17 protein-coding genes are annotated in these 24358 nt (G+C 71.5%); 10 read left to right on the forward strand and 7 right to left on the reverse strand.

Going from position 1 to position 24358, the window contains the following annotated elements; all coding sequences use genetic code 11:
- The first annotated feature begins 16 nt into the window (after nucleotides 1–16).
- The gene (locus OG917_RS27205; protein ID WP_328320515.1) at nucleotides 17–1171 is read left to right on the forward strand and encodes a YihY/virulence factor BrkB family protein; all 1155 of its coding nucleotides are present in this window, start codon (nucleotides 17–19) and stop codon (nucleotides 1169–1171) included.
- Nucleotides 1172–1451: 280 nt separating this feature from the next.
- Here OG917_RS27205 and OG917_RS27210 read toward each other — a convergent pair whose 3' ends face one another.
- Complete coding sequence (locus OG917_RS27210; protein WP_328320517.1) at nucleotides 1452–1880, reverse strand: VOC family protein; 429 nt, start codon at nucleotides 1878–1880, stop codon at nucleotides 1452–1454.
- Between the two features lie 199 nt (nucleotides 1881–2079).
- Here OG917_RS27210 and OG917_RS27215 point away from each other — a divergent pair, with 199 nt between their 5' ends.
- Nucleotides 2080–4392, forward strand: a complete 2313-nt coding sequence (locus OG917_RS27215; protein WP_328320519.1) for an ATP-binding protein — start codon at nucleotides 2080–2082, stop codon at nucleotides 4390–4392.
- A gap of 206 nt (nucleotides 4393–4598) precedes the next feature.
- On the opposite strand, the gene OG917_RS27220 is transcribed toward OG917_RS27215, so the two are convergent.
- Complete coding sequence (locus OG917_RS27220; protein ID WP_328320521.1) at nucleotides 4599–4949, reverse strand: hypothetical protein; 351 nt, start codon at nucleotides 4947–4949, stop codon at nucleotides 4599–4601.
- Between the two features lie 89 nt (nucleotides 4950–5038).
- A complete protein-coding gene (locus tag OG917_RS27225; protein ID WP_328320523.1) occupies nucleotides 5039–9079 on the reverse strand; it encodes an amino acid adenylation domain-containing protein in 4041 nt (1346 codons plus the stop codon).
- 261 nt (nucleotides 9080–9340) lie between these two features.
- Here OG917_RS27225 and OG917_RS27230 point away from each other — a divergent pair, with 261 nt between their 5' ends.
- From OG917_RS27230 to OG917_RS27240, 3 genes are all read left to right on the forward strand, one after another.
- Entirely contained in the window at nucleotides 9341–10324 is a 984-nt protein-coding gene (locus tag OG917_RS27230) for a L,D-transpeptidase (protein ID WP_328322211.1), read from the forward strand.
- Nucleotides 10325–10540: 216 nt separating this feature from the next.
- On the forward strand, nucleotides 10541–11743 hold the full coding sequence (locus OG917_RS27235; RefSeq protein WP_328320525.1) for a low temperature requirement protein A: 1203 nt from the start codon (nucleotides 10541–10543) through the stop codon (nucleotides 11741–11743).
- 85 nt (nucleotides 11744–11828) lie between these two features.
- Nucleotides 11829–13817 carry an AfsR/SARP family transcriptional regulator gene (locus OG917_RS27240; protein WP_328320527.1) on the forward strand — a complete coding sequence of 663 codons (1989 nt, stop codon included), beginning with the start codon at nucleotides 11829–11831 and terminating at the stop codon, nucleotides 13815–13817.
- Between the two features lie 115 nt (nucleotides 13818–13932).
- On the opposite strand, the gene OG917_RS27245 is transcribed toward OG917_RS27240, so the two are convergent.
- The 4 genes from OG917_RS27245 to OG917_RS27260 all read right to left on the reverse strand — a co-directional run bounded on the left by OG917_RS27245 (nucleotide 13933) and on the right by OG917_RS27260 (nucleotide 17401).
- Nucleotides 13933–14487 carry a flavin reductase family protein gene (locus tag OG917_RS27245; RefSeq protein ID WP_328320529.1) on the reverse strand — a complete coding sequence of 185 codons (555 nt, stop codon included), beginning with the start codon at nucleotides 14485–14487 and terminating at the stop codon, nucleotides 13933–13935.
- Between the two features lie 73 nt (nucleotides 14488–14560).
- Complete coding sequence (locus OG917_RS27250; RefSeq protein WP_328320531.1) at nucleotides 14561–15760, reverse strand: serine hydroxymethyltransferase; 1200 nt, start codon at nucleotides 15758–15760, stop codon at nucleotides 14561–14563.
- 49 nt (nucleotides 15761–15809) lie between these two features.
- The gene (locus OG917_RS27255) at nucleotides 15810–16265 is read right to left on the reverse strand and encodes a nuclear transport factor 2 family protein (RefSeq protein WP_328320533.1); all 456 of its coding nucleotides are present in this window, start codon (nucleotides 16263–16265) and stop codon (nucleotides 15810–15812) included.
- Nucleotides 16266–16405: 140 nt separating this feature from the next.
- Nucleotides 16406–17401 carry an aldo/keto reductase gene (locus OG917_RS27260; RefSeq protein WP_328320535.1) on the reverse strand — a complete coding sequence of 332 codons (996 nt, stop codon included), beginning with the start codon at nucleotides 17399–17401 and terminating at the stop codon, nucleotides 16406–16408.
- Between the two features lie 378 nt (nucleotides 17402–17779).
- Here OG917_RS27260 and OG917_RS27265 point away from each other — a divergent pair, with 378 nt between their 5' ends.
- From OG917_RS27265 to argJ, 5 genes are all read left to right on the forward strand, one after another.
- Nucleotides 17780–19495, forward strand: a complete 1716-nt coding sequence (locus OG917_RS27265) for a thiamine pyrophosphate-binding protein (RefSeq protein WP_328320537.1) — start codon at nucleotides 17780–17782, stop codon at nucleotides 19493–19495.
- Nucleotide 19496: 1 nt separating this feature from the next.
- Nucleotides 19497–21017 carry an asparagine synthase-related protein gene (locus OG917_RS27270; protein WP_328320539.1) on the forward strand — a complete coding sequence of 507 codons (1521 nt, stop codon included), beginning with the start codon at nucleotides 19497–19499 and terminating at the stop codon, nucleotides 21015–21017.
- A 42-nt stretch (nucleotides 21018–21059) separates the two neighbouring features.
- The gene (gene speB, locus OG917_RS27275; RefSeq protein ID WP_328320541.1) at nucleotides 21060–22010 is read left to right on the forward strand and encodes an agmatinase; all 951 of its coding nucleotides are present in this window, start codon (nucleotides 21060–21062) and stop codon (nucleotides 22008–22010) included.
- A complete protein-coding gene (gene cs1 / locus OG917_RS27280) occupies nucleotides 22007–22981 on the forward strand; it encodes a clavaminate synthase Cs1 (protein ID WP_328320543.1) in 975 nt (324 codons plus the stop codon). The genes speB and cs1 overlap by 4 nt, the downstream gene beginning before the upstream one ends.
- A 167-nt stretch (nucleotides 22982–23148) precedes the next feature.
- Nucleotides 23149–24330, forward strand: a complete 1182-nt coding sequence (gene argJ / locus OG917_RS27285; RefSeq protein ID WP_328320545.1) for a bifunctional glutamate N-acetyltransferase/amino-acid acetyltransferase ArgJ — start codon at nucleotides 23149–23151, stop codon at nucleotides 24328–24330.
- The last annotated feature ends 28 nt before the right edge of the window (nucleotides 24331–24358 follow it).

Consider the following 24358-nt stretch of genomic DNA (forward strand, 5'->3'; position numbering starts at 1 on the left):
GGGCTACGGTATGGAGGTGCAGGCAGCAAATGAAACAGGGGAGCGGCATTCAGGTCTGCTCCGTCGGGCCAGAGCCCTCTATCGCAACGTCTCCAAACGCCGGATGGCGTGGTTGCTCCTCAAGGACACCGTCAACTCGTGCATGGAGTACCGGATCCTGGGTCTGGCGGCCGAGGCGGCGTTCTTCACGCTGCTCTCCCTGCCGCCGCTGCTGCTCAGCCTGATCGCCCTGCTCGGCTATGTCGACGGCTGGACCGACACGCACACCGTCGCCAGCCTGGAGACGAACATCCTGCACGCGGCGAGCACGGTCCTCTCCGACCGCGGCGTCCACGACTTCGCCGAGCCCCTGCTGGAGAACGTCACGCACGGCAAGCGCCCCGATGTCGTGTCCATCGGCTTCGCGTTCGCCCTGTGGTCCGGATCGCGGGCGGTGAACGTCTTCATCGACACCATCACGGTGATGTACGGACTCGACGGCAGGCGCGGCATCGTCATGACCCGGCTGCTCTCCATCGTGCTGTACGTCGTCGCGCTGGTGATCGGGGCGGTGGTGCTGCCGCTCGCGGTGGCGGGCCCCGACCGGGTCGTGCAGTTCGTGCCCGGCGGTGAGCAGCTCATCTCGGTCCTGTACTGGCCGGTGGTGATCCTGCTGTCGATCGCCTTCCTCACCACGCTCTACCACGTCTCGGTACCGGTGCGCTCGCCCTGGATCGAGGACGTGCCGGGCGCCCTGGTGGCGCTGGGCATGTGGTTCCTGGGGAGTCTGCTGCTGCGCATCTACCTCACGAGCACGGTCGAGGGGCCGACGATCTACGGCTCGCTGGCCGCGCCCGTCGCGGTGCTGCTCTGGATCGGTGTCTCCGCCTTCGCCGTGCTGGTCGGCGCCGCGGTCAACGCCGCGATCGACCGCATCTGGCCATCGGTGGCGACGGCTGCGGCCCGCGCGGCGAACGAACGCCTCCGCCTCCAGCAGACCGCCCGCCCCGAGGGCGGGGCGCACGTCCCGGAACACCCGGGCGCCGGAGCCCCCGGGGCGGACGAGGACGGATCGGACATGCCGTCCGAATTCCCGGAGCGCTGGTCGAAGTTCCTGCCCCCCGAGGACGTCACGTCGCGCCTCCGCTCGAAGAAGTCCGAGGACAGGCACACCCCGCACGACCAGGACTGAGGGCGCCGGGATCATCGACAGGACGGTTCGACCGCCGGACGGCCCGGCCGGTGTGTCCGCCCACGCCGGAGCCTCCGGATCTCGATCGGGGCTCGTCCTGCGCCGCGCGGAGGTCACCGCCGCGCCCGGACCGCTGCCGGGAGCCGTCGCCGCGCAACTCGCGGCGGGGCGCTCCGTGGCCGCCAGCGCGGACGCCGTGGGCCTCGGCGTCCGCCGGCGGCACCGACCAGGCGTATCTCGCCCGTGAGATGCGGGATCTGGCCGGTATGACCCTCAGCGCCTACGAGGTGGCCCGGGGAAGACCGGCGAAGAGCGACACCTCGCAGCCGTCCGGATCGAGGAGCGTCGCGTACCGCTGACCCCAGACCGCGTCCCAGGGCTCCAGATGCCCGCGGTGACCCGCCCCGACCAGGGCCGCGTACAGATCGTCGACCCCGGCGGGGGACGCGCAGGCGAAACAGAGCCCGGTCCGGCCGCCCGGCGCCGGACGCCACCGCGGATCGTACGACCGGACTGTCTCCTCGGTGTCCCAGAGGATTCGCAGCCCGCCGGGGAGCACCGCCTCTGCGTGCGGGAGGGTGTCGGATCCCGCCGGGACGTCCACGCCGAGACGGCGGTAGAAGGCCAGCGAAGCGGCCATGTCGGCGACGACCAGGCCGATCGCGTCGAATCGAACGGCGGGAGCGGTGTCCAGGTGTGGTGTGGTCATGACGTCACCGTAGACAGCCGCCGCGCCGGGGGTCTTGTACGAATCGGACGCCCTTGCGGAAACGGCGCCCTGCGGTCGCTCGTCCGGTGGCTCTGCCACCCGCGCGGTGTCACTGACCGTGGTCCACCCCGTACGCTGGGGTGCGCGACAGAGGGGCGCGGAGTGCGCAGAGACGTTCAGCAAGTGCGGCGGGGGCGATATGGCACTCGGTTACAGTCGGCGCACCGGTGAACTGCCGGCGGAGGTCACCGGATTCGTCGGCCGCTCCGCGGAGCTCGACCGGATCCGTGAGCTGGCGGCGCGGGCGAGGCTGGTGACCCTCGTAGGCCCCGGGGGAGTGGGCAAGAGCCGGCTGGCGCTGCGCGCGGCGCTCACGCTCAAGGGGCACTACCCGGACGGCGTCGTACTGGCCGAGCTCTCCTCGCTGCACGACCCCGAGATGCTGCCCCAGGCCGTGGCGGGCGCGCTCGGACTGGTCGAGCAGCCGGGGCGCCTCCTGCTGGACGTCGTCATGGAGCACCTCCAGGAGTGCAGGCTGCTCCTCGTCCTCGACACCTGTGAACACCATCTCGACGCCTGCGCGTTCCTCGCCGACCTGCTGTTGCGCGAGGCGCCGGGGGTGACGGTGCTGGCCACCAGCCGTCAGCCGCTGGACGTCCCGGGTGAGCACACCCTGCCCGTACCGCCCCTGGGGTGCGACGACGCGGCGACACTCTTCGAGCAGCGCGCGGCCGCGGTGGTGCCCGGCTTCCGGATCAACGCCGGCAACCACCAGGACGTGCTGGCCCTCTGCCGCCGTCTGGACGGCATTCCGCTCGCCATCGAGCTGGCCACCGTACGGCTCCGGGCCATCCCGCTCGATCAGCTGACCGCCCGGCTCGAACACCGTTTCCGGGTGCTCACCGGCGGACGCCGGAGCGCCTCGCTGCCCCGCCACCAGACGCTGCGCACCGCCATCGACTGGAGCCACGACCTGTGTTCGGCCGAGGAACGGCTGCTCTGGGCGCGGCTCTCGGTGTTCGCCGGGCCGTTCGATCTGACGGCCGTCGAAGAGGTCTGCTCGGGCGACGGCCTTCCGCGGGACGAGATCCTCGAACACCTCATCGGGCTGGTCGACAAGTCGGTAGTGCTGCGGGACAGCACGGACGGCTCCCGCTACCGGCTGCTCGACACCATCAGGGAGTACGGCACGGACCGCTGCGCCGCTCTGGGCGGCGAGCAGGAACGCTGCCGCGCTCTGCACCGCACCCACTACCTGGCCCGGGTCCAGCACTTCTACGACACGGTGCTCACCTCCGAACAGGTGCCGCTCTACTGGGAGTTGTACCGGGACCTGCCCGACCTGCGGAGCGCACTCGACTACTCGCTCTCCCGGCCCGACGGCATCAGGCCCGGCCTGGAGATGGCGGCCAGGCTCTGGCCTTTCTGGGTGACGGCCGGGCTCTCCAAGGAGGGCCGCTACTGGCTGGGCAAGGGCATCGACGCCGACCCGGAGCCCTGCCGCGAACGGGCCCTCGCCATGCTCTGGCGCAGCCTTCTCGCCCTGGTACAGGGAGATCTCGAACCGGCTCTCGCCGGATTCGAGGCGACCCGCGAGGCGGCCGGCGAGGCGGGCTCGGAGCTCGACCTGGCCCTCGCCACCGGCTACACGGGCGGTGTCCGCTGGCTGCTCGGCGACCCCGAGGGCGGCCAGCTGCTGCTCGACGACGCACTGGCGCGCCAGCACCGGATCAACGACCGGCTGGGGCTGGTCGTCTTCCACTATCAGAAGGGCTATATGCACGCGGTGCTGCGCGAATCGGCCGCCGCGGTCGAGGAGTGCGAGAAGGCCCTGCTGCTGCTCGGCGACGAGAGCGGCGAGTGCATCATCAAGGGACAGATCCTGGTCGTCGAGGCCATGGCCGCGTGGGGGCGGGGGGATGCCGCCGAGTGCGTGGCGCTGGCCCGCTCCGCTCTGCAGCGCAGCCGGGAGGTCCGCGAGATGTTCGGCGCGGCGAACAGCCTGGAGCTGCTGGCCTGGGGCGCCGCCGAACTGGCCTCCCCCAGCAGGGCGGCCTGGCTGCTGGGCGCCGCGGGGGCGCTGTGGCGCAGGGTCGGCTCACCGATGATGGGGGCCGCCGTCTACCTCGACGACCACACCCGGGTGGAGAGCGCCGTCCGCGCCGAGCTGGGGGAGACGGAGTTCGCCCGGCTCTTCGGACTGGGCGCCGAACTTCCGCTGGACCGGGCCGTCGAGCTGGCGCTCATGGACGCCGAGACCCCGGCCGCCCCCCTGCCCAGGCAGCAGGACTCGGCTCAGGGCGACACGCTGACCCGCCGTGAGCGGCAGGTCGCCGCACTGGTCTCCGAAGGGCTCACGAACCGGGAGATCTCCGAACAGCTGGTGATCTCCAAACGCACGGCCGACGCCCATGTCGAACACATCCTGGCCAAACTCGGGTTCTCCTCCCGCGCGCAGATCGCGGCGCTGGCCGGGCGGACAGAGGAGACCGGAGCAGCGGCGGCGGAGTGAAGCGGGGCAGGCCCTGCCCGCAGGGGCAGGGTGCGTGCGGACTCGGGTCCCGCGGGCTGCTCCCGTACCGCGTGGAACCCCACCGGTGCGGGCTGCCGTACCCGGCCGGGCGGAGCCGCCGGGACGGAGCCGCCAGGGGGCGGGCCCCGGGCCGCTCCCTGGCACGGCGTCAGGCCCCGCCCTCCGCCCCGGCGGAACGCGGGTCGTCAGGGCCGCTGGTCGTTCTGACCGCAGATCCAGGACAGCGCGTCGTACATCCCCCGCGCGTAGTCGTCCGGGACACCGCGCTGCACCGCGTCCTCCAGCTGTACGGTCACCGCGTCCACCTCCGCGGTCAGCAGCCCGAGATCGGGTGCGCCGCCGGTGATACCGGTGACCGGCGCCGCCGCCGCCCGGCCCAGGGCCCACTCGTACCCGCTCAGGACGCCGCGTGAGAGCTGCGGCTGTGCGTCGGGAGCCGCGGCCGCTGCCACCTTCCGGTATGCCGCCTCCACTTCGGCGCGGTACCTCGTACCCACGCGTTCGTCGTCGAATGGTTCTCTCTCCGGGGTGCTCATACCTCTGAGTGTGTCCGATTCCTTCGTGGTGATGTCTCCGCGGGGCCCCGCGGGGACGGCTCCGGCGCGGCAGCGCCTCCGTGCCCGGGTCAGCGGGGAGAGGCGCCCGCGGCGTCGAGATGGCGGCTGACTGATCGCCCGATGTGCGCGAGCGGCGCAGCCTGGGTCATCGCGTGGTGGGTGCACGCGATGTCCTGCGACTCGATCCGGCCGGTCACCCAGGGGCGCCACGCCTCCCCGGTGAGGGCCTGGGCCGACTTCCCCTGGGTGGCGTGGAAGTACAGCAGATCCCCCTCGAACACACCCTCCACGAAGGTCGGCTGGAGCCGGACCGAGTTGGTGAGGACCGACGTCATCGCCGCCACATGGTGCTCGGCGAGCCCCTCGTGCTCGGTGAGGGCAGCAGGGCGCCCGTTCCCGCCGTCGCTGCTGAGGATCGCGGCGACATCGGTGGCGGTCAGCGCCGAGAGCCCGGGGCCCTGCGGGGTATGTCCTGCGGCTTCGAGCAGCAGGGCCAGGGCGGCGTGGTCGTCGGGCAGCGGCCGCAGTCGGCTGCGCGGGTCGATGGGCCGGGAGTCCAGCATGGCCAGCAGCGCCACCCGCTCGCCCCGGTCCTGGAGCCGGACCGCGATGGCGTGCGACAGCGCACCGCCCAGGGACCAGCCCAGCAGATGGTAGGGGCCGGACGGCTGGACGGAGCGGATGTGCGCCACATAGTCGCCGACCATCTCCTCGAAGGTCACCGGCAGCCCGCCCGGTCCCGAAAGCCCCCGCGCCTGCAGCCCGTACACCGGGAGGTCCGAGGCGAGATGGCGCGGCATTCCCGCGTAGCACCAGCTCAGGCCACCCGCCGGGTGGACGCAGAACAGCGGCGGCCGGGATCCGTCGGTGCGCAGCGGCAGCAGCATCGCGAAGGGATCCCGCGCGGTACCGCTGTCGAGCAGCCGGGCCAGACCGGCGACGGTCGGCGCCTCGAAGACCGCGCCGATGGAGAGGGCCGCCCCCAGGGAGGTACGGATACGGCCGATGAGCCTGGCGGCCAGCAGCGAATACCCGCCCAGGGCGAAGAAGTCGTCGTCGATGCTGACGTCGCCGACGCCCAGCACCTCGGTGAAGAGCGCGCAGAGCTTCTTCTCCTGTGCGCTGCGGGCCGGCCTCCCCCTCCGCTCGGCCGCCGTCTCCGGCGCCGGAAGCGCGGCCCGGTCGAGTTTGCCGTGCGGTGTGAGCGGCAGCGTGCCGAGCAGCAGGTACGCGGCGGGCACCAGGTACCCCGGCAGCCGCTCCGTGGCCCAGGCGCGCAGCGTGGCGGAGTCGAGGGCGGTGTCCGAGGCCGCCCTCGGTCCCGGCACCGCCCGCGGCGCGTGCCGGCCGGCGGGGACCACGTACGCGGCCAGGACCGGCTCGCCCTGCGGGGACCGCCGTACCGCGACCGCCGCACGCGCCACCTGGGGGTGCCGGCCGAGCACCGCCTCGATCTCGCCGGGCTCGATCCGCAGACCCCGGAGCGTGAGCTGGTCGTCGGTGCGCCCGAGGTACTCCAGCGCGCCCTGCCCGGTCCACCGCACCAGATCGCCCGTGCGGTACATCCGGCCGCCCGGCGCACCGAACGGATCAGCGAGGAAACGTTCGGCCGTCAGCGCGGGCCGGTTGAGGTAGCCGCGGGCCACCTGGTCGCCGGCCAGGTGCAGTTCGCCCGGCACCCCGGGCGGCACCGGTTTCAGGGCGGAGTCCAGGACGTACGCGCGGACGTTGTGACCGGGGCGCCCGATGACCGGCACGTCCCCCTCCGCGTCCAGCCGGCAGTACACGGCGTCGACCGTGCACTCGGTCGGACCGTAGTAGTTGTAGGCCGTCGTCTCCGGGCACTCCCGCAGCGTCCGCCACAGCGTCGCGTCCAGCGGCTCACCGCCGACCATCAGCAGCCGCGGCCGGTGCCGGGCGCCCGTCAGCAGACCTGCGGCGATCAGCTGGTGCAGATAGGAGGGAGTGACATCCAGGAAGTCGATCGCGTGCCGGTCGACGTAGTCGGCCAGCGCCGCCGGATCGAGCCGGACGGCGTCGTCGATCACATGGAGTTCCTGGCCCGCGGCCAGGAAGAGCGGGCCCTCCCACGCGGTGTCGAAGGTGAACGTCGCGGTGAGCGCGGACCGCAGCGGCCGGCCCGCCGCCGCGACCGCCGGCGCGATCAGCTCGCTGTGGTGGTCGGCGCAGAGATTGCTGAGCGAACGGTGCTCGACGACCACGCCCTTCGGGGCCCCGGTGGACCCGGATGTGTAGCTGACGTACGCGGGATGGTGCGGCAGCAAGGGGGCGAGACGGTCGCTGTCGCCGGGGTCGGTGTCCGGCTGGGCGGCCAGTTCACGGATGCTGCCGGGGGCGTCGATCAGCAAGGGGGCCACAGCGGGCGGCAGTGCGGAAGCGCCCGCGGCCGTGGTGACGGCGCAGAGCGGGGCGGCGTCGGTGAGCAGGTACCGGATGCGCTCGGCGGGGTGCCCGGGGTCCACCGGTACGCACGCGGCGCCCGACTTGAGCACGGCGAGCAGCGCCACCGGGTAGTCGGCGGTGCGCGGCAGCGCCAGCGCGACGAAGCTCCCGGGGCCCGCGCCGCGCGCGATCAGCACCCGGGCCAGCCGGTTGGCGCGCGCGTTCACCTCACCGTACGAGAGGACGTCCTGGCCGCACACCAGCGCGGTCGCTTCCGGCGTACGGCGGGCGTGAGCCTCGAACATCCCGGTCAGTGTGGTGGCGGGCACGGGGCGCCCGGTGTCGTTCCAGGCGCTCACCACCCGGTGCCGCTCGTCCGCCGTCAGCAGTCCGATCCCCGCGACGGGCCGGTCGGGGCCGGCCGCTGCCAGTGTGCCGAGCAGGGCCAGGAACCGGCGGTGGTGTGCGGCGGTGACCCCGGCGTCGTACAGGGCCGGGTCCGCGTTGAAGTCGATCCGCAGCGAGCCGTCCGCCTGGCGCTCGTACACGTTCACGCCGAGCCCGGTCACCGGGCCGTTGGAGAGGTTGTGCAGGACGGCGGGGTGCCGCCCGAACATCAGCTGCGGGTCGTATCCCATGATGTTGATGCCCCAGTCACCCAGGTACCCGCCGGTGGGGATGCCGCCGAGGTCCTTGACGAGGTACGGGGCCGGGTAGCGCTGGTGGCGCAGCAGTCCGCGCGCCTGCCGTGCGGTGTGGCGCACCAGCCCGGCCAGGGTGGCGCCGGGCTCGGGGCGTACCGACAGCGGAAGCACATTGGCCAGCATCACCGGGACGGTACGGGCGACCGGGCCGGTGCGGCCCGTCACGGTCAGGTCCAGCGAGACCTCGTCCCGTCCGCTCAGCCGGTGCACGTACAGCGCGAGCGCGGCCATCGCGACCGAGGGAAGACCCGTCCTGGCCTGCCGGGCCAGAGCCCGCAGCCCGGCCGCCGCCTGGGCGCCGACCGGGCCGCTGACCCGTACGAAACGGTGCGGGACCGACTTCAGCCGGCCCGCGGCGTCCGGCGCCGTCGCGCACCCGGCGAGCTGCCCGGCCCAGTACTCCCGGTCCTCCGCGAACCGCTCCGAAGCGTGGTACGCCGCCTCGTCGGCCAGGAGCTCCTCCAGCGTGCCCCAGGAGGAGTCGGGACGGAACCGGCCGGCCTCCAGCGCGGAGTAGAGCTCGGCGACCCGCTGGATGAAGAGCGAGAAGCCGTAACCGTCGAGCGCGATGTGGTGCACGCTGATGTACAGCAGGAAGCAGTCACCGGCCGTCCTCAGCACCGCGAACGTGAAGAGCGGCGGACGCCCGAGGTCGAGGGGGCGCCGCATGTCGTCCCACATCCACGCGCGCGCGGCGGCCCACGGGTCGTCCGTGCCGCGCAGGTCCACCAGCGGCAGCGACCACTGCGGCGGGGCCCCGATCCGCTGCCAGGTACGGCCCTCGTCGTCGGCCTCGAAGCCGGCCCGCAGCACCTGGGTCTCGCCGACGGCCTCGCGCAGGGACTCCTCAAGCAGCTCCAGGTCGAGCGGTCCCCGGATCTCGACGAATTCGGCCGCGCGGTAGTTGGGATTCTCCGCGTCCAGCTCCTGGGAGAACCACATCCCCGTCTGTGAGGCGGTCAGCGGCAAGCGACCGTTCCGGTTGCCGGACTTCCTGTTCATGCGTGCCGTCTCCTGACGCAGGTGCTTGTTCTCTACGGGCCATCAGGGCCAACGAGCAGCACCGGACAGGTGTATTGGTCCCGGGCAAAACTCTTTGGGACGGGTGGTGCCGGAGTTCCGTGCGCCGAACGGCCGGCCCGGCCCGGGACGCGTCCCAAGACTTGGCCTGCGCTTTACGAGAAGTTCTGCAACCGGTCCGCCCGGACAGCTGTCTCTAGGGGTGTTGTGTCCAGCGGGAAGTGATGTGAGCGGAGCATGAGCATGGGCCGGGTCAAGGGCAGCATAGGGATCGCACTGCTGGTCAGCGCGGTGCTGGCGGGCACGAGCGCCTGTGGGGGAAATGCCTCGGCGTCCGCCTCGGGCGACTCCGCGAACGGCGCTTCAGGGAAGGCGTCGGCGAGCGCGCACCCGAAACCCACCCACCCGGCGGGCCCGCCCATGCTGTTGGAGACGATCGCCCCCAAGACCGGGGCGACCGTCGGGGTGGCCATGCCGGTATCGGTGACCTTCAGCAATCCGGTGGCCACCTCGGCCCGCGCCGGGGTGGAGAAGCACCTCAAGGTCTCCGCGTCCGCGCCGGTCACCGGCGCCTGGCACTGGTTCAGCAGCACCCGCGCCGACTGGCGGCCCGAGAAGTACTGGCAGCCCGGCACCAAGGTGACGCTGAACGCGGAACTGAAGGACGTGAGCAACGGCAACGGCCGTTACGGAACGCACAATTACCAGCACAAGTTCACCATCGGTGACGACGTCGAGGCCACCGCTTCGGTGCCCGGCCACTCGATGAAGGTGATGCGGAACGGCAAGGTGGTCCGTACCCTCCCGATCGACGCGGGCAGCCCCAGCTTCCCCTCGTGGGACGGCACGATGGCCGTGATGGACAAGGCGCGCGAGGTCCACATGACCTCGTGCAGCGTCGGGATCAGCTGCACCAAGGGCAGCCCCGACTTCTACGACCTGACCCTGCCGTGGGACGTGCACCTCACCAACTCCGGCACCTACATCCACTACTCGACCGGTGACCCCTACCCGGGCCACAGCTACGGCTCGCACGGCTGTGTGCACCTGTCGCTCGCCGATTCCAAGTGGTTCTACGACTTCGTCAAGCAGGGCGACCCGGTCACCATCACCGGCTCCCCGCGTGGCAAGGCGGCCGGTGACAACGGCTACGCCGACTTCAACCTCTCCTGGTCGCAGTGGCTGAAGGACAGCGCCACCGGTCAGCAGACGACGACCACCGGCTGACCCGCCGCCGCACCGCTCAGCACAGCACCGCCCAGCACAGCATCCCGCACCGCGTCCGGCCGGCCCGCAGCTCTCGCTGCGGGCCGGTTCGCGTGCTGCCCGCTCCTGCCGTGCTGCCGTGTCGGCGGCGCCCTGTGCCACGATCTGCGCGAGGGTGTGGTGCGGAGGGCCCTGGGCAGGGCCGGTGACGGGTGCGAGCGGAGGAATGGCGCGCAGATGAGCGACGAGACGGCGGCGTCCGGGCCGGCACACGGCGGCTTCCCGGTGCAGGGGATCCGGATGCGGGCCAGGGATCCCGCCGAGCCGCACCGCGCCTCGACCCCGCTGGAGCTCTTCTTCGACCTGTGCTTCGTCGTCGCGGTCTCCCAGGCGGGCAGCCGCCTGGTGCACGCCCTGGCCGCAGGCGCTCCGGCCCACGGGATCGCCGGCTACCTGTTCGTGTTCTTCGCGATCTACTGGGCGTGGGCCAACTTCTCCTGGTTCGCGTCCGCGTACGACACCGACGACGTGCTCTACCGGGTCGCCACCCTGATCCAGATCGCCGGGGTGCTCGTCCTCGCGGCGGGCGTCCCGCGCGCCTTCGACCACGAGGACTACACGCTCGCGATCGTCGGCTATCTGATCATGCGGGTCGTGCTGACGCTCCAGTGGCTCAGGGCGGCGCGCGGCGAGACGGGCGCCGCCCGGACGACGGCCCTGCGGTACGCGGCCGGGCTCGTGATCGTGCAGATCGGCTGGGTCGTGCTGCTGCTCCTGCCGGACGCCGCGTGGACGTGGGGTTTCGTGCCCATGGCCGTGGCCGACCTGGCGGTCCCGGCCTTCGCCGAGCACCGCCACCGGACCCCCTGGCATCCGAGCCACATCGCCGAGCGCTATGGGCTCTTCACCATCATCATGCTCGGTGAGACCGTCGCTGCCGCCACCGTCGCCGTGCAGTCGGCGGTGGACGAGTCGGCCGCGCTCGGTGAGCTGCTGCCGATCGCGGCGGGCGGTCTCGTCATCGTCTTCGGCGCCTACTGGATCTACTTCGCGGTCCCCATCCACGAGCATCTGGTCTCCAACCGGCAGGCTTTCCTCTGGGGTTACGGCCACTACCTGGTCTTCGCTTCGGCCGCTGCGATTGGCTCGGGCATCGAGGTCACCGTCGAGCAGGTGACGGGGCACGCGGACCTCTCGGCCGTCGCCGCGGCGGCCACGGTCACCGTTCCCACCGCACTGTTCCTGCTCACCGTGTCGCTGCTGCACACCCGCCATTTCAAACGGGGCGCGGCCCAGCGGTCCCTGCTGCCGGTGAGCGTGCCCCTGGTCCTGGCGACCACCTTCGCCGGGCACTGGGCGGTGCCGCTGGCCGGACTCGTCGTCGCCCTGGCCGTCGTCGCCGGCGTCACCCTGGGGCGGCGCGGCCCCGTCCGAGCGTGAAGAAGTCCACTCAAAAGTGGCATGGCGCCGACGTCCCAGGGGCAGATAGACGGCTACGGGGCCGACACTAGTTGGAGCACGGGCAATGCAGTCGAACTCCAGTCATGACGACGTCTTTTTCGGGATCCTCGGGCCGTTGGAAGGATGGGAGGGGGAGCGCCGTCTGAAACTCGGCGGCGTTGTCAACGAGCGTGTCCTGGTGATGTTGCTGCTGGAGGCGGGACGTGTGGTGCCGGTCGCACGGCTGATCCAGGCGGTCTGGGACCAGAAGCCCCCCTTCACGGCCCTCCAGCAGATCCGCAAGGCTGTGGCGGCCCTGCGCCGGCGAATCCCCTCGGGACGTGAACTGATCGTCACCGAACCTCCCGGCTACCGGATGACGGTGGCGGAGAGCCAGGTGGATCTCAAGGTGTTCGACGCGCGGGTGCGCCATGCCCAGGGGGCGCACGCGGAAGGACTCCTGGACGAGGCCGTGACCCACTTGAGGGCCGGGCTGGACCTGTGGCGCGGATCCATCCTCGCCGGCGCCGGCGGACACGTCATCGAGGCCGCGGCGACCGGTCTGGAGGAGCGCCGTATCGCCGCGGCCGAACACTGCTTCGACCTCCGCCTCGCGCGCGGCGAGGCAGGTGAACTGATCAGCGAGTTACGGGAGTTCATCGCCGCGCACCCGTTCCGGGAGACCATGCGCGGCCAGTTGATGCTCGCCCTCCACCGCTCGGGGCGCCACGCCGAGGCCGTGGAGGAGTACGCCCGGCTGCGCACCCTGCTGTCCGAGGATCTGGGCATAGAGCCCGGCTTCCGGCTGGCGGAACTGCACATGGCGATCCTGCGCGGGGCATCCGAGCTGGAGGTTCCGCGCCGGGCTGTGGCGAACGTGCCGGACCGGCCGCCGGGGGTGACCGGAACGGCCCCGTGCACCTTGCCCCACGACCTGGTGGACTTCACCGGACGGAAGGAGGAAGTGCGCCGGCTCATCGGGGACGTCCCCACGAACGGGGACCATCCGGGTCCGCGCGTCCTGGTGATCGACGGCATGGGCGGCAGCGGCAAGACAGCGCTGGCCGTGCACGTGGCGCACCTGCTGGCGGACGAATACACAGGCGGGCAGCTCTACCTCGACCTGCGCGGCTTCACCTCGGGCGAGGAGCCGCTGTCCGCGGGAGCGGCACTGGGGGCGCTGCTGGGGGCTCTGGGGGTACCGGAGGACTCCATGAGCGGTGATGCACTCGGCCGTATGGCCCTGTGGCGGTCCACGACCGCTCGGCGGCGACTTCTGCTGATTCTTGACAACGTTGCCGAGGCCGCACAGTTGCGACCGCTGCTCCCGACCTGCCGGGGCAGCCTCGTCGTCATCACGAGCAGGGTCCGGCTGCCCGAGATCGAAGGGTCCGCCGGGCTGTCCCTCGGCCTGCTCGACGATGACGACAGCACCGAGCTGATGAGCAGGATTCTCGGCGCGGAGCGGATCGCCATTGAGCCCCACGCGGCCTCCGAGCTCGTGCGGCTCTGCGGGAATCTTCCCCTGGCCCTGCGTATCTCGGGGGCCCGGCTGCGCAAGCGACCGCACTGGACCCTGGGCTTTCTGGCCGACCGGCTGCGGGACAGCTCCCGCATCCTGGGAGAGCTGGAGTCCGGCGACCGCAGCGTCGCGAGCGTGCTGCGGGTCTCATACGAAGTGATGCGGCCACACCACCAGGCCGACTTCCGGCGGCTGAGCCTGTACACCGGGGCCGACCTCGACGTCGCCACCGCGGCCGCGCTCCTGGGCACCGGGCCGCGCCGGGCGGAGGAGACGCTGGAACATCTGCTGGACGTCCATCTCATGGAGCAGTTCGAACTCGGCCGGTACTCCTTCCACGACCTGGTCCGCTGGTTCGCCAGGACCCTGCCGGCCGCGGAACCCGCACAGCGGCCCGTCGCTGCGCCCTGCCCGGCCGCCGCGCACACCCCGAGTGGCGTGGAGCATGCCTGCGCCGCGTCCTACGCCGTGAGCGCGCGGTACTCGTCCTGGCGGGCGGCAGACGACGCCGACAGGACGCATCTGCGGCTGGAGCCGGACCCGACCATCTGACCCTCCGGCCGGGAGCGGGGTGCGCCGCGGGCCGGCCGGAAGGCGCGCCGGCCCGGTCCGGGCCGGCGGGTGACCCGGCCCGGACACGGCACCGGCTCCCACCGGCACGCGCCCTTCACGGCTGGGCCACGGCCGCTTCGGGGAGCGGGCCGCACGCGCCGTACCCGCCCTGGAAGAAGAGCAGGGGCGGGCCCGGCCGCTGGACCCCCAGATCACGGACGGCGCCGGTCACGAACCAGTGGTCGCCCGCTTCCACTTCACCGGCCATCTCGCAGTCGAACCAGGCGATGGCGTCCAGCAGCGCGGTGGAGCCGGTGGCCGTCTCCCGGTGCGGTACGTCCCAGCGGCCGGGGGCGGCGCTGGTGAAGCTGCGGCACAGGTGCTCCTGGTCCGCGGCGAGCACGTTGACGCAGAACCGGCCGGCCGCCCGGATGCGGGGCCAGGTGGTCGAGGACTTGGCGGGAAGGAAGCCCACCAGGGCCGGCTGCAGCGACACGGACGTGAAGGTGCCCATGATCATGGCTGGCGGGGGCTGGTGCGGGGCCGGGCGCGGAGCGGTGACCAGGACAAGCCCGGTCGGGTAGTGGCCGGCCACCCGGCGGAACCGCTCGGCGGTCGCCGCCGGTGGACTGCCGTGCTCCGGAAGGGCGTTCTCCATCGACTGGGACATCTGGGGGAGTTCCTCCGGTCCGTCCGGCCGGCCGGGGACGTGCCGCAGCGGCGCGGCGCGTCCCCGCGGGGGCTCAGGTGGCGGTCGCCGGGGCGGCTTGCCCGGCGTAGGCCACGCCGGGGAACTCGCGGGCCAGATCGGCGACGTCCGCGGCCACCTTGCCGGAGTCCTCGCGGCGCAGCAGGAGACGGGCCAGCAGTTCGGCGACCGCGGGCATGTCGGCCTCCTTCATGCCCCAGCGGGTCAGCTCCTGGGAGCCGAGGCGGAGGCCGGGGCGGCCGTTGCTCGGCAGCACCACCGTCGTGGTGCGGATATCGGCGCGGGTGAGCATCCGGCCCCACTCGTGCGGGGAGCTCTCCCTGGGAAGGTGCACCCACACCTGATGCGTGTCGGTGTAGCCGAAGTCCCCACCGGGCAGGTCGAAGCCGCGCCGGGCCAGTTCCTCACCCAGCCGGCGGGCGTTGGCGATGGTCTGGCGCGCGTAGTCCACCCGGTGCGGCAGCAGTTCCTCCAGCGTGATCGCCAGACTGCCGACCGTCGCCGAGTGGGAGCTCGACGCGGTGAACGGGATCCGCGCTGCCACTTTCTCCGCGATGGTGTCGCTGTCGGTGACGAACAGGCCCTTCTGCGGGCCGGGCAGCGTCTTGTGCGTACTGCCGGAGATGCTGTCGAATCCACCGTCGAGTACGAGGGTCTGCGGCGCGGCGGGCAGCAGGCCGAGCAGGTGGGAGGCGTCCAGGCAGATGGTCGCGCCGGGAGCGGCGGCCCGCAGTGCCCGGGCGTCCGGGAAGTGCAGGGTCGTGGAGGCGTCCAGGTAGATGACGTCGACCGGCTGTTCGGCTATGCGCGCGGCGAGTGCGCTGTGGTCGATCTGCAGGCGCTCCCGGTCGTACGGGAGGAAGTCGACCTGGTATCCGAAGCTCTCGCAGATGGTCACCGTGGCGTAGTGCCCGCCGTTCTCGGGCGCCAGCACCATGACCCGGCCGCTGTGCGGTGTCACGGCGGTGAGCACGGTGTGCATGGTGTGCAGTCCGGAGAGGAACTGCACGAAGGCGTGGCGTGCGCCGTAGAACTCCTTGGTGAGGTCCACGCAGTAGTCGTAGACGTCGCTGAGACCCGCGACGTCGCCGTAGACGGCCACCGGCGTCTCGGAGTACGGGTAGCGGTTGACCGCGTCGGTGGCGAGCGCGGCGGCGGCCCTCGGCGAGAGCCGGTTCTCGATCGGGAAGAGGTTGAGGCTGGGCTTGCGCTGAAGAGCGGCCAGTACATCCATCAGTGCTCCTGTGCTGGGGGAGAGGGGCGGGACGGTCGGGACGGCGGCGTCAGAGCCACGGATAGCGGGCGGTGTCCTTGCCCGCGTAGTCGGGATCCAGGTAGATGAAGGCCCGCTGGATGAGGTGGTCACGCACCTCGAAGACCCCGCACCAGCGCCCCGCCCCCCACTCGGGCACGCCCACCCGCCACGGCCCGTCCAGGTGTTCGCCGTGCGTGGTGCCCTCGACCGCGAGCACGTCGGTGCCCGTGACGATCCAGTTGAAGGACGAGAAATGGTGCTCGACCGACTTGACGGTGCCGCCGAGATCTCCGAACGTCCGGCTGATATCGGCTTTTCCGTGTGCCAGTCCCCACTTGGGGAAAAAGAATTGGGCGTCCTCGGCGAAGAAGTCGAGAATGGGGGTTCCGTCGTGGCCGGTCCCGCCGTTGTCGAAGGCCTTGAGGTAGGCGATGACGACAGCCTTTCGCTGTTCGTCCGTCATGGGGGTTACTGCCGCGGGCATGAACGACCTCCAAAACTGCCGGAATGACCGGAAGGGCTCGCCGCAATCGGGGCCGGGGTGTCCGTGCGGCTGTGATCCACGATCGCAGGGGGCGCTTGGCGAGGCCTTGACGTCGTTCTGCCGCGCGGCTTGCAGCGTGCTCAGTTACCCGTCATGGCGAGCATCGCGGGCGCGTAGCGGGCTCCGTGCACCGGAACATCCACCGCACGCGCCACCGCGGCCAGGCCGTCCTCGTCCAGCCGGACCGAGGCGGCGGCCAGGTTCTCCGCCAGATGGGCCGGATCACTGGTTCCCGGGATGGGGACCACGTCAGGCCCCTGGTGGTGGAGCCAGGCCAGCCCGAGCTGGGCCAGGGAGAGCCCGAGCCGCTCTGCGACCGGGCGCAGCCGTCGCAGCAACAGCTGGTTGTGCGCTAGCCCGGCGGGGCTGAACCGTGGCTGGCCCCTGCGGAAGTCCTCGGGGGCGAGGTCGTCGGTGGTGCGGATCCGGCCCGTCAGAAAGCCGCGTCCCAGCGGGGCGTACGCCACGATGCCGACCCCCAGCGCCCGGCAGGCGGGGACCACCTCGTCCTCGATGCCCCGGGTCCACAGGCTCCATTCGCTCTGCACCGCGGTCACGGGGTGTTCGGCGTCGGCCCTGCGCAGGGTGGCCGCGGAGGGCTCGCTGAGTCCGAAGTGCCGGACCTTGCCCTCCTGGATCAGTCCGGCCACGGCGCCGGCGGTCTCCTCGACGGGAACGGCCGGGTCGGTCCAGTGCTGGTAGTACAGGTCGATGTGGTCCACGCCCAGGCGACGCAGCGAACGTTCGCAGGCGGCGCGCACGTAGGAGGGTTCGCCGCACAGTCCCTCGAAGGCGCCGTCGGCGGCCCGCACCATGCCGAACTTGCTGGCGATCACCACGCAGTCCCGGCGCCCGGCGATGGCGCGGCCGAGCAGTTCCTCGCCCGCCCCCTGGCCCTGGACGTCGGCGGTGTCCACCAGCGTGACCCCGGCGTCGAGGGCGGCGCGGATGGCGGCGACCGACCGTTCGGGGTCCGGCCGGCCGTAGAAGCTCGTGGTCGGCAGGCAGCCCAGCCCCTGGGCGCTGACCGGCAGACCGCGCAGGTCGCGCGTGGGCAGATCGCGGAACGCGGGCATGAAGGGACCTCCGATGGACGCGTACGCCGGAATCCGGACGTATGGCTGAAGACATATGGCTCGAATGCGGGGGAGCGGCGAATTGCCCGGCCGCACAGTGGAATTGGCTGTGATGTCCTGTCCGCTGCACGGTATCTGCTCGCACGTGAGCCCACAACGCCCGGCAGGGGTGAGCGTTTGACGCTTCGCTGGAATACCGCTCATTGATTTCCGTGGCCGTGGCGAATTTCCTGCAAGCGCGGCATACATGTGTGTGCAAGGCCATGTCAGCACAGTGGGAACTGCGTGCCGGGCGGGCCGATTCAACGGTGCGCAGCGGCTCAGGTCGAAATCTCCGCCCTCTACCGAGGCAGTATCCGTAAGCCACGAGGAGTTTCCATGTCGCGCGTGTCCACCACCCCGAGCAACAAACCGACGACCGCTCACGCGCTGCTCCAGCGCCTGCGGGACCACGGAGTCGAGACGGTCTTCGGCGTGGTCGGCCGGGAGGCCGCGTCCATCCTCTTCGACGAGGTGGAGGGGATCGACTTCGTCCTGACCCGCCACGAGTTCACGGCGGGCGTCGCCGCCGACGTGCTGGCGCGGATCAGCGGACGGCCGCAGGCCTGCTGGGCCACGCTGGGCCCCGGCATGACGAATCTGTCCACCGGTGTCGCCACGTCGGTCCTGGACCGCTCGCCGGTCATCGCGCTGGCCGCTCAGTCCGAGTCGTACGACATCTTCCCCAACGACACCCACCAGTGCCTGGACGCGGTCGGCGTGATGCGTCCGCTGACCAAGTACGCCGTGGAGCTTCAGCGTCCCGACGACATCACCGACCTCGTGGACTCCGCGGTCGCGGCGGCCATGACCGAGCCGGTCGGCCCCAGCTTCATCTCGCTCCCGGTCGACCTGCTCGGCAGCGAGATCGACACCACGCTGGCCGTCCCCCCGGCCAGTACACCGGGCAAGCCCGTCGGCGCGGTCCAGGACGGCTGGCAGGACGCGGCCGAAAAGGCCGCCGAACTGCTCTCGGGGGCCGAGCACCCGGTGCTGGTGGTCGGAGCGGCGGCGATCCGGTCGGGTGCCGTTCCGGCGATCCGGGCCCTGTCCGAGCGGCTGAACATCCCCGTCATCACCACCTACATCGCCAAGGGTGTGCTGCCGCAGGGGCACCGGCTCAACTACGGCGCCGTCACCGGCTACATGGACGGCATCCTCTCCTTCCCCGCGCTGGAGTCCCTCTTCGGCCCGGCCGACGTGATCCTCACCCTCGGCTACGACTACGCCGAGGACCTGCGCCCGTCGATGTGGCAGCGCGGCGGTCCGAAGCGGACCGTCCGGGTGTCCCCGACGGTCAACCCCGTCCCCCGGGTGTTCCGGCCCGACGTGGACGTCGTCGCGGACGTACACGCCTTCGTCGACTACCTGGAAGGCCGGACAGCGGGGCTCGCGCCGAAGACCCCGCACGACATCACCCCGCTGCGTGAGCGGGTCGCCGAGTTCCTCGCCGACCCCGAGCACTACGAGGACGGCATGCGGGTCCACCAGGTGATCGACTGCATGAACACCGTGATGGACGAGTCCGCCGAGTCGGGGGAGGGCACCATCGTGTCCGATATCGGCTTCTTCCGGCACTACGGGGTGCTCTTCGCCCGCGCCGACCAGCCGTTCGGCTTCCTGACCTCGGCCGGCTGCTCCAGCTTCGGATACGGCATACCCGCGGCGATGGGCGCGCAGATGGCGCGGCCCGGACAGCCCACGTTCCTCATCGCGGGCGACGGCGGCTTCCACTCCAACAGCGCCGACCTGGAGACCATCGCACGGCTCAACCTGCCCATTGTCACCGTGGTCGTCAACAACGACACCAACGGGCTGATCGAGCTGTACCAGAACCTCGGCCACCGGCGCTCCTTCGACCCCGCGGTGAAGTTCACCGGGGTCGACTTCACCAAGCTGGCCCAGGCCAACGGTGTGGAGGCGGTGCGGGCCGGCACCCGCGACGAGCTGCTCGCCGCGCTGCGCAAGGGCGCCGCTCTCGGCCGGCCGTTCCTCATCGAGGTGCCGGTGAACTATGACTTCAAGGCCGGTGGTTTCGGCGCCCTGAGCATCTGAGATGACACTGCCTGCCGCCATCGGCTTCCTCACCGCAGTGCACCGAGGTACTGGGCCGGTCCCGCAGGGGACCTTCGCGTCGCTGGGACTCCGCGCCGACACGCGGGAGGAACCGGGCGGTCACACCGTGCACACCAGTCTGCTGCACGCCGGGGCTCCGGAAGGGGCCCGGGCGTGGGGACGGGGGTCGGCGCTGGTCTTCGCCGGGGAGCTCTACAACCAGGGCGAACTCAGGTCGGTGCTGCCCCGCGGCACCGACCCGGCCGATGACGCCGGGCTCGTCCTCGCGCTCTTCGACCACTACGACCTGCACGGGTTCCGGCTGCTCAACGGACGCTTCGCGGCGCTGGTGCACACCGCGGACCGGGTCGTGCTCGCCACCGACCACGCCGGCTCGGTACCGCTCTACGTGACTGCCGCACCGGGCCGGGTGGTGGCCGCCACCGAGGCCAAGGCGCTGCGCGGCGCTCCCGAGGGCCGGCCGCTGCCCGCCGCCCGGCCGGTCCGCCGGCTCCCCGGAGTCCATCAGGTCCCGGCCGGAACGGTCCTGGACATCGCGCTCGGCACCGGTGTCTGCACGGCCCACCGGACCTGGACGCCGCCGCTCTCCCGCCGGATCCTGCCGGAGAAGGAGGCGGTGGAAGCGGTCCGTCAGAGCCTGGAGCGCGCGGTCCGGGCCCGCACCGGCCCCGGGACACCGCTGGTGGTCCTGTCGGGCGGTATCGACTCCTCCAGCGTGGCCGCACTGGCCGCCCTCGGGCGGGAAGACCCCATCGACACCGTGTCGATGGGCACCGACGACGCGGACGAGTTCCCGGAGGCCCGCGTCGTCGCCGACCACCTCGCCACCGCGCACAGCGAGATCACCATCACCACCGCGGAACTGCTGCGCAGACTGCCCCACACCGTGTGGGCCGCGGAGTCCCTCGACCCGGACATCATCGAATACCTGCTCCCGCTCACCGCCCTCTACCTGCGGATGGAGGGTCCAGGCCGGCGCATCCTGACCGGATACGGCGCCGACATCCCGCTGGGCGGCATGCACCGCGAGGACCGGTTGCCGGCCCTGGACACCGCTCTGTCCCACGACATGGCGACCTTCGACGGCCTCAACGAGATGTCGCCCGTGCTCTCCGGCGTCGGCGGCCACTGGTCCACCCACCCCTACTGGGACCGCGAGGTCCTCGACCTCCTGGTCTCCCTGGAGGCGGGGCTCAAGCGCCGCTACGGGCAGGACAAGTGGGTGCTCCGCGCCGCCATGGGCGACCTGTTGCCGTCCCGGACCGTACTCCGCCCCAAGCTCGGCGTGCACGAGGGGTCAGGCACCACCTCGTCGTTCAGCCGGCTGCTCGCCGGGGCGGGTGTCGACGAGGCCGGTGTGCACCACGCCAAGCGCCTCGTCGTGCAGGAACTGTTCGACGAGGTGGTGGTGGCGGGACGGCACCCGGACGAGGTGGACACCGCGCAGACCGTGCAGCTGGTCGCCGACCGGCTGCGGAGCAGCGCACGGACGACTTCCTGACGGTCCCCGTCATCCAGCTGACATCGAAGGAGTCATGACGGCGTGGAACGCATCGACATCAACGTCTCCCCCCGCTACGCACAGCTCCCCACTTTCATGCGCCTGCCGCACGATCCGGACCCCAGCGGCCTGGACGTCGTGGTCGTCGGCGCCCCGTACGACGGGGGCACCAGTTACCGGCCGGGCGCACGCTTCGGTCCCCGGGCCATCCGGAACGAGTCCGGGCTCATCCACGGCGTGGGCATCGACCGCGGTCCCGGCACCTTCGATCTGATCCGGTGCGCCGATGTGGGGGACATCGACCTCACCCCGTTCAACATGCACATCGCGATGGACACCGCCCAGCAGCGGCTGACCGAACTGCTCGCCGACAACGCGGCGTTCCTCATGCTCGGCGGGGACCACTCGCTGACGCTCGCCGCGCTGCGGGCCGTCTCGGCCAAGCACGGGCCGCTGGCCGTGCTCCACCTGGACGCCCACAGCGACACCAACCCCGCCTTCTACGGCGGCGAATACCACCACGGCACCCCGTTCCGCCACGCCATCGACGAGAAGCTGGTGGATCCGCAGCGGATGGTGCAGATCGGCATCCGGGGACACAACCCGCAGCCCGACTCACTCGACTACGCCCGCGGACACGGCGTGCGCATCGTCACATCCGACGAGTTCGCCGAGCTCGGCGTCCAGGCCACCGCACGGCTGGCCCGGGACATCATCGGCGACGCCCCGCTCTATGTGTCGGTCGACGTCGACGTCGTGGACCCGGCGTTCGCCCCGGGGACCGGGACACCGGCCCCCGGCGGTCCGTCCTCCCGGGAGGTGCTTGCCCTGCTGCGCGGGGTGGGCGACCTGCGGCCGGTCGGATTCGACGTCATGGAGGTCTCGCCGCTCTACGACCACGGCGGCATCACCTCGATCCTCGCCACCGAAATCGGCGCGGAGCTCCTGTACCAGTACGCCCGCGCCCACACCGATGAAAGGAAATCCCTGTGACAGTCGTGGACTGCACCGCATTCGCCGGGGACCTGCGCGCCCTCGCCGCGTCGCTGCCGCGGGTCCCCCGCGCCGACCTGTACACCTTCCTCGAAGCCGCGAAGACCGCCGCCACCGGGCTGCCGGCCGGGCTGGCGTCCGCCCTGGACTCCTTCAACACCGGGGGAAATCAGGACGGTTACCTGCTCCTGCGGGGCCTGCCCGTGGAGGAGGACGACGCGCTGCCGACGACCCCGAACAGCACCCCCGCCCCGGTGGACCGTCCGCTGCTGGTCATGGAGGCCATGCTCGGTGCCGTCGGCCGCCGCCTGGGTCTGCACACGGGCTACCAGGAGCTGCGCGCGGGCACCGTCTACCACGACGTGTACCCCTCACCGAACGCCCACTACCTGTCCTCCGAGACCTCCGAGGTACTGCTGGAGTTCCACACGGAGATGACGTACCACACCCTCCAGCCGAACTACGTGCTGCTGGCCTGCTCACGGGCGGACCACGAGCGCACGGCGGCCACCCTGGTCGCTTCGATCCGCAAGGCACTGCCGCTGCTCACCGCCGATGAGCGCGCGCGGCTGTACGACCGCAGGATGCCGTGCTCCGTGGACGTCGCGTTCCGCGGCGGCGTACCGGATCCGGGCGCGATCGCACGGGTCAAGCCGCTGTACGGGGACCCGGACGATCCCTTCCTCGGCTACGACCGGGAACTGCTCACACCGGACGACCCCGAGGACGCGAAGGCGGTCGACGCGCTGTCGAAGGCGCTCGACCAGGTCACCGAGGCGGTCCACCTGACCCCCGGCGACGTGCTGATCGTGGACAACTTCCGTACCACGCACGCCCGTACGCCTTTCAGCCCCCGCTGGGACGGCCGGGACCGGTGGCTGCACCGCGTCTACATCCGCACCGACCGCAACGGACAGCTCTCGGGCGGGGAGAGGGCGGGTGACGTGGTGAGCTTCACGCCGCGCGGCTGAGCCGCGGCGCCGTCCCGGGAGCCGGCCGGCAGGATCTCGCACGAGCCCCTGCCGGCCGGCCGCATGTGTGTGCGCCGGGGACGGAATACGACACCGGGATCACATTTATATGCATCACATGGTATAGATAATCATCTGCCCACGACTGCTCCGGGAGACGAGCGAGAATGACAGACAACGATGACTGCGCCCCACGGGGATTCGTGGTGCACACCGCGCCCGTCGGTCTCCTGGACGACGGACGCGACGACTTCACCGTCCTGATGTCCACCGTGCCGGGCACGGTGAGCGCGGTCTTTACCCGGTCCCGTTTCGCGGGCCCCAGCGTGGTGATCAGCCGTGCCGCCTGCGCGGACCGCAACGCCCGGGGTGTGGTGGTGCTGGCCCGTAACGCGAACGTCGCCACCGGGGACGAGGGGGAGCGCAACGCCCGCGAGGTGCGCGCGCTGACGGCCCGGGCGCTCGGGGTGCCCGAGGGCGAACTGCTCATCGCCTCGACGGGAGTGATCGGCCGTCAGTACCCGATGCCGTCCATCCGCGACCACCTGGGGACGCTGAAGGCCACGCTGCCCGAGGGCGGCTTCGACCGGGCCGCCCGGGCCATCATGACCACGGACACCCGGCCCAAGCTGGTCCGCCGGCGTGTCGGCGACGCGGTCCTGACCGGCATCGCCAAGGGGGTCGGGATGATGGAACCCGACATGGCCACCCTGCTCACCTTCTTCGCCAGCGACGCCCGGCTGGACCCCGGCGAGCAGGACCGCATCTTCCGCCGGGTGATGGACCGTACCTTCAACGCCGTCAGCATCGACACCGATACCTCCACCAGTGACACGGCGGCCCTCTTCACCAACGGCCTGGCGGGCGACGTGAGCCCGGCCGCGTTCGAAGAGGCGCTGTACGAGGTGGCGCTGGAGCTGGTGAAGGACATCGCAGCCGACGGCGAGGGCGCCGGCAAGCTGATCGAGGTGCGAGTGGCCGGGGCCCGGGACGACGCCCAGGCGAAGCGCGTGGGCAAGGCCGTGGTCAACTCCCCGCTGGTGAAGACCGCGGTACACGGTGGTGATCCCAACTGGGGCCGCGTCGCCATGGCGATCGGCAAGTGTTCCGACGACACCGATATCGAGCAGGACCGGGTGGTCATCCGCTTCGGCGACGTGGCGGTCTATCCGCCCGGGCTGCCGGGCGCACGCGACGAGGACGGGGTACGGGCCGCCGTCGCCGCCGAGATGGCCGGGAGCGAGGTCGTCATCGGCATCGAACTCGGCATCGGGGGAGGGGCGTTCACCGTGTACGGCTGCGACCTGACCGAGGGCTATGTGCGCCTGAACGCCGACTACTCGACGTGATCGGGCGCGACCGGCACGGAAGCGGACG

The sequence above is a fragment of the Streptomyces sp. NBC_00388 genome (assembly GCF_036061255.1).
In the GTDB taxonomy this organism is placed as follows: Bacteria; Actinomycetota; Actinomycetes; order Streptomycetales; family Streptomycetaceae; genus Streptomyces.

Bases quoted from the DNA above. Each gene is read 5' to 3' on its own strand.
- argJ (WP_328320545.1), top strand. From the start codon at position 23,149: ATGACAGACAACGATGACTGCGCCCCACGGGGATTCGTGGTGCACACC.
- OG917_RS27255 (WP_328320533.1), bottom strand. From the start codon at position 16,265: ATGCCCGCGGCAGTAACCCCCATGACGGACGAACAGCGAAAGGCTGTC.
- OG917_RS27215 (WP_328320519.1), top strand. From the start codon at position 2,080: ATGGCACTCGGTTACAGTCGGCGCACCGGTGAACTGCCGGCGGAGGTC.
- OG917_RS27270 (WP_328320539.1), top strand. From the start codon at position 19,497: ATGACACTGCCTGCCGCCATCGGCTTCCTCACCGCAGTGCACCGAGGT.
- OG917_RS27235 (WP_328320525.1), top strand. From the start codon at position 10,541: ATGAGCGACGAGACGGCGGCGTCCGGGCCGGCACACGGCGGCTTCCCG.
- OG917_RS27240 (WP_328320527.1), top strand. From the start codon at position 11,829: ATGCAGTCGAACTCCAGTCATGACGACGTCTTTTTCGGGATCCTCGGG.
- OG917_RS27245 (WP_328320529.1), bottom strand. From the start codon at position 14,487: ATGTCCCAGTCGATGGAGAACGCCCTTCCGGAGCACGGCAGTCCACCG.
- OG917_RS27250 (WP_328320531.1), bottom strand. From the start codon at position 15,760: ATGGATGTACTGGCCGCTCTTCAGCGCAAGCCCAGCCTCAACCTCTTC.
- OG917_RS27225 (WP_328320523.1), bottom strand. From the start codon at position 9,079: ATGAACAGGAAGTCCGGCAACCGGAACGGTCGCTTGCCGCTGACCGCC.
- OG917_RS27220 (WP_328320521.1), bottom strand. From the start codon at position 4,949: ATGAGCACCCCGGAGAGAGAACCATTCGACGACGAACGCGTGGGTACG.
- OG917_RS27260 (WP_328320535.1), bottom strand. From the start codon at position 17,401: ATGCCCGCGTTCCGCGATCTGCCCACGCGCGACCTGCGCGGTCTGCCG.
- OG917_RS27210 (WP_328320517.1), bottom strand. From the start codon at position 1,880: ATGACCACACCACACCTGGACACCGCTCCCGCCGTTCGATTCGACGCG.
- OG917_RS27230 (WP_328322211.1), top strand. From the start codon at position 9,341: ATGGGCCGGGTCAAGGGCAGCATAGGGATCGCACTGCTGGTCAGCGCG.
- OG917_RS27265 (WP_328320537.1), top strand. From the start codon at position 17,780: ATGTCGCGCGTGTCCACCACCCCGAGCAACAAACCGACGACCGCTCAC.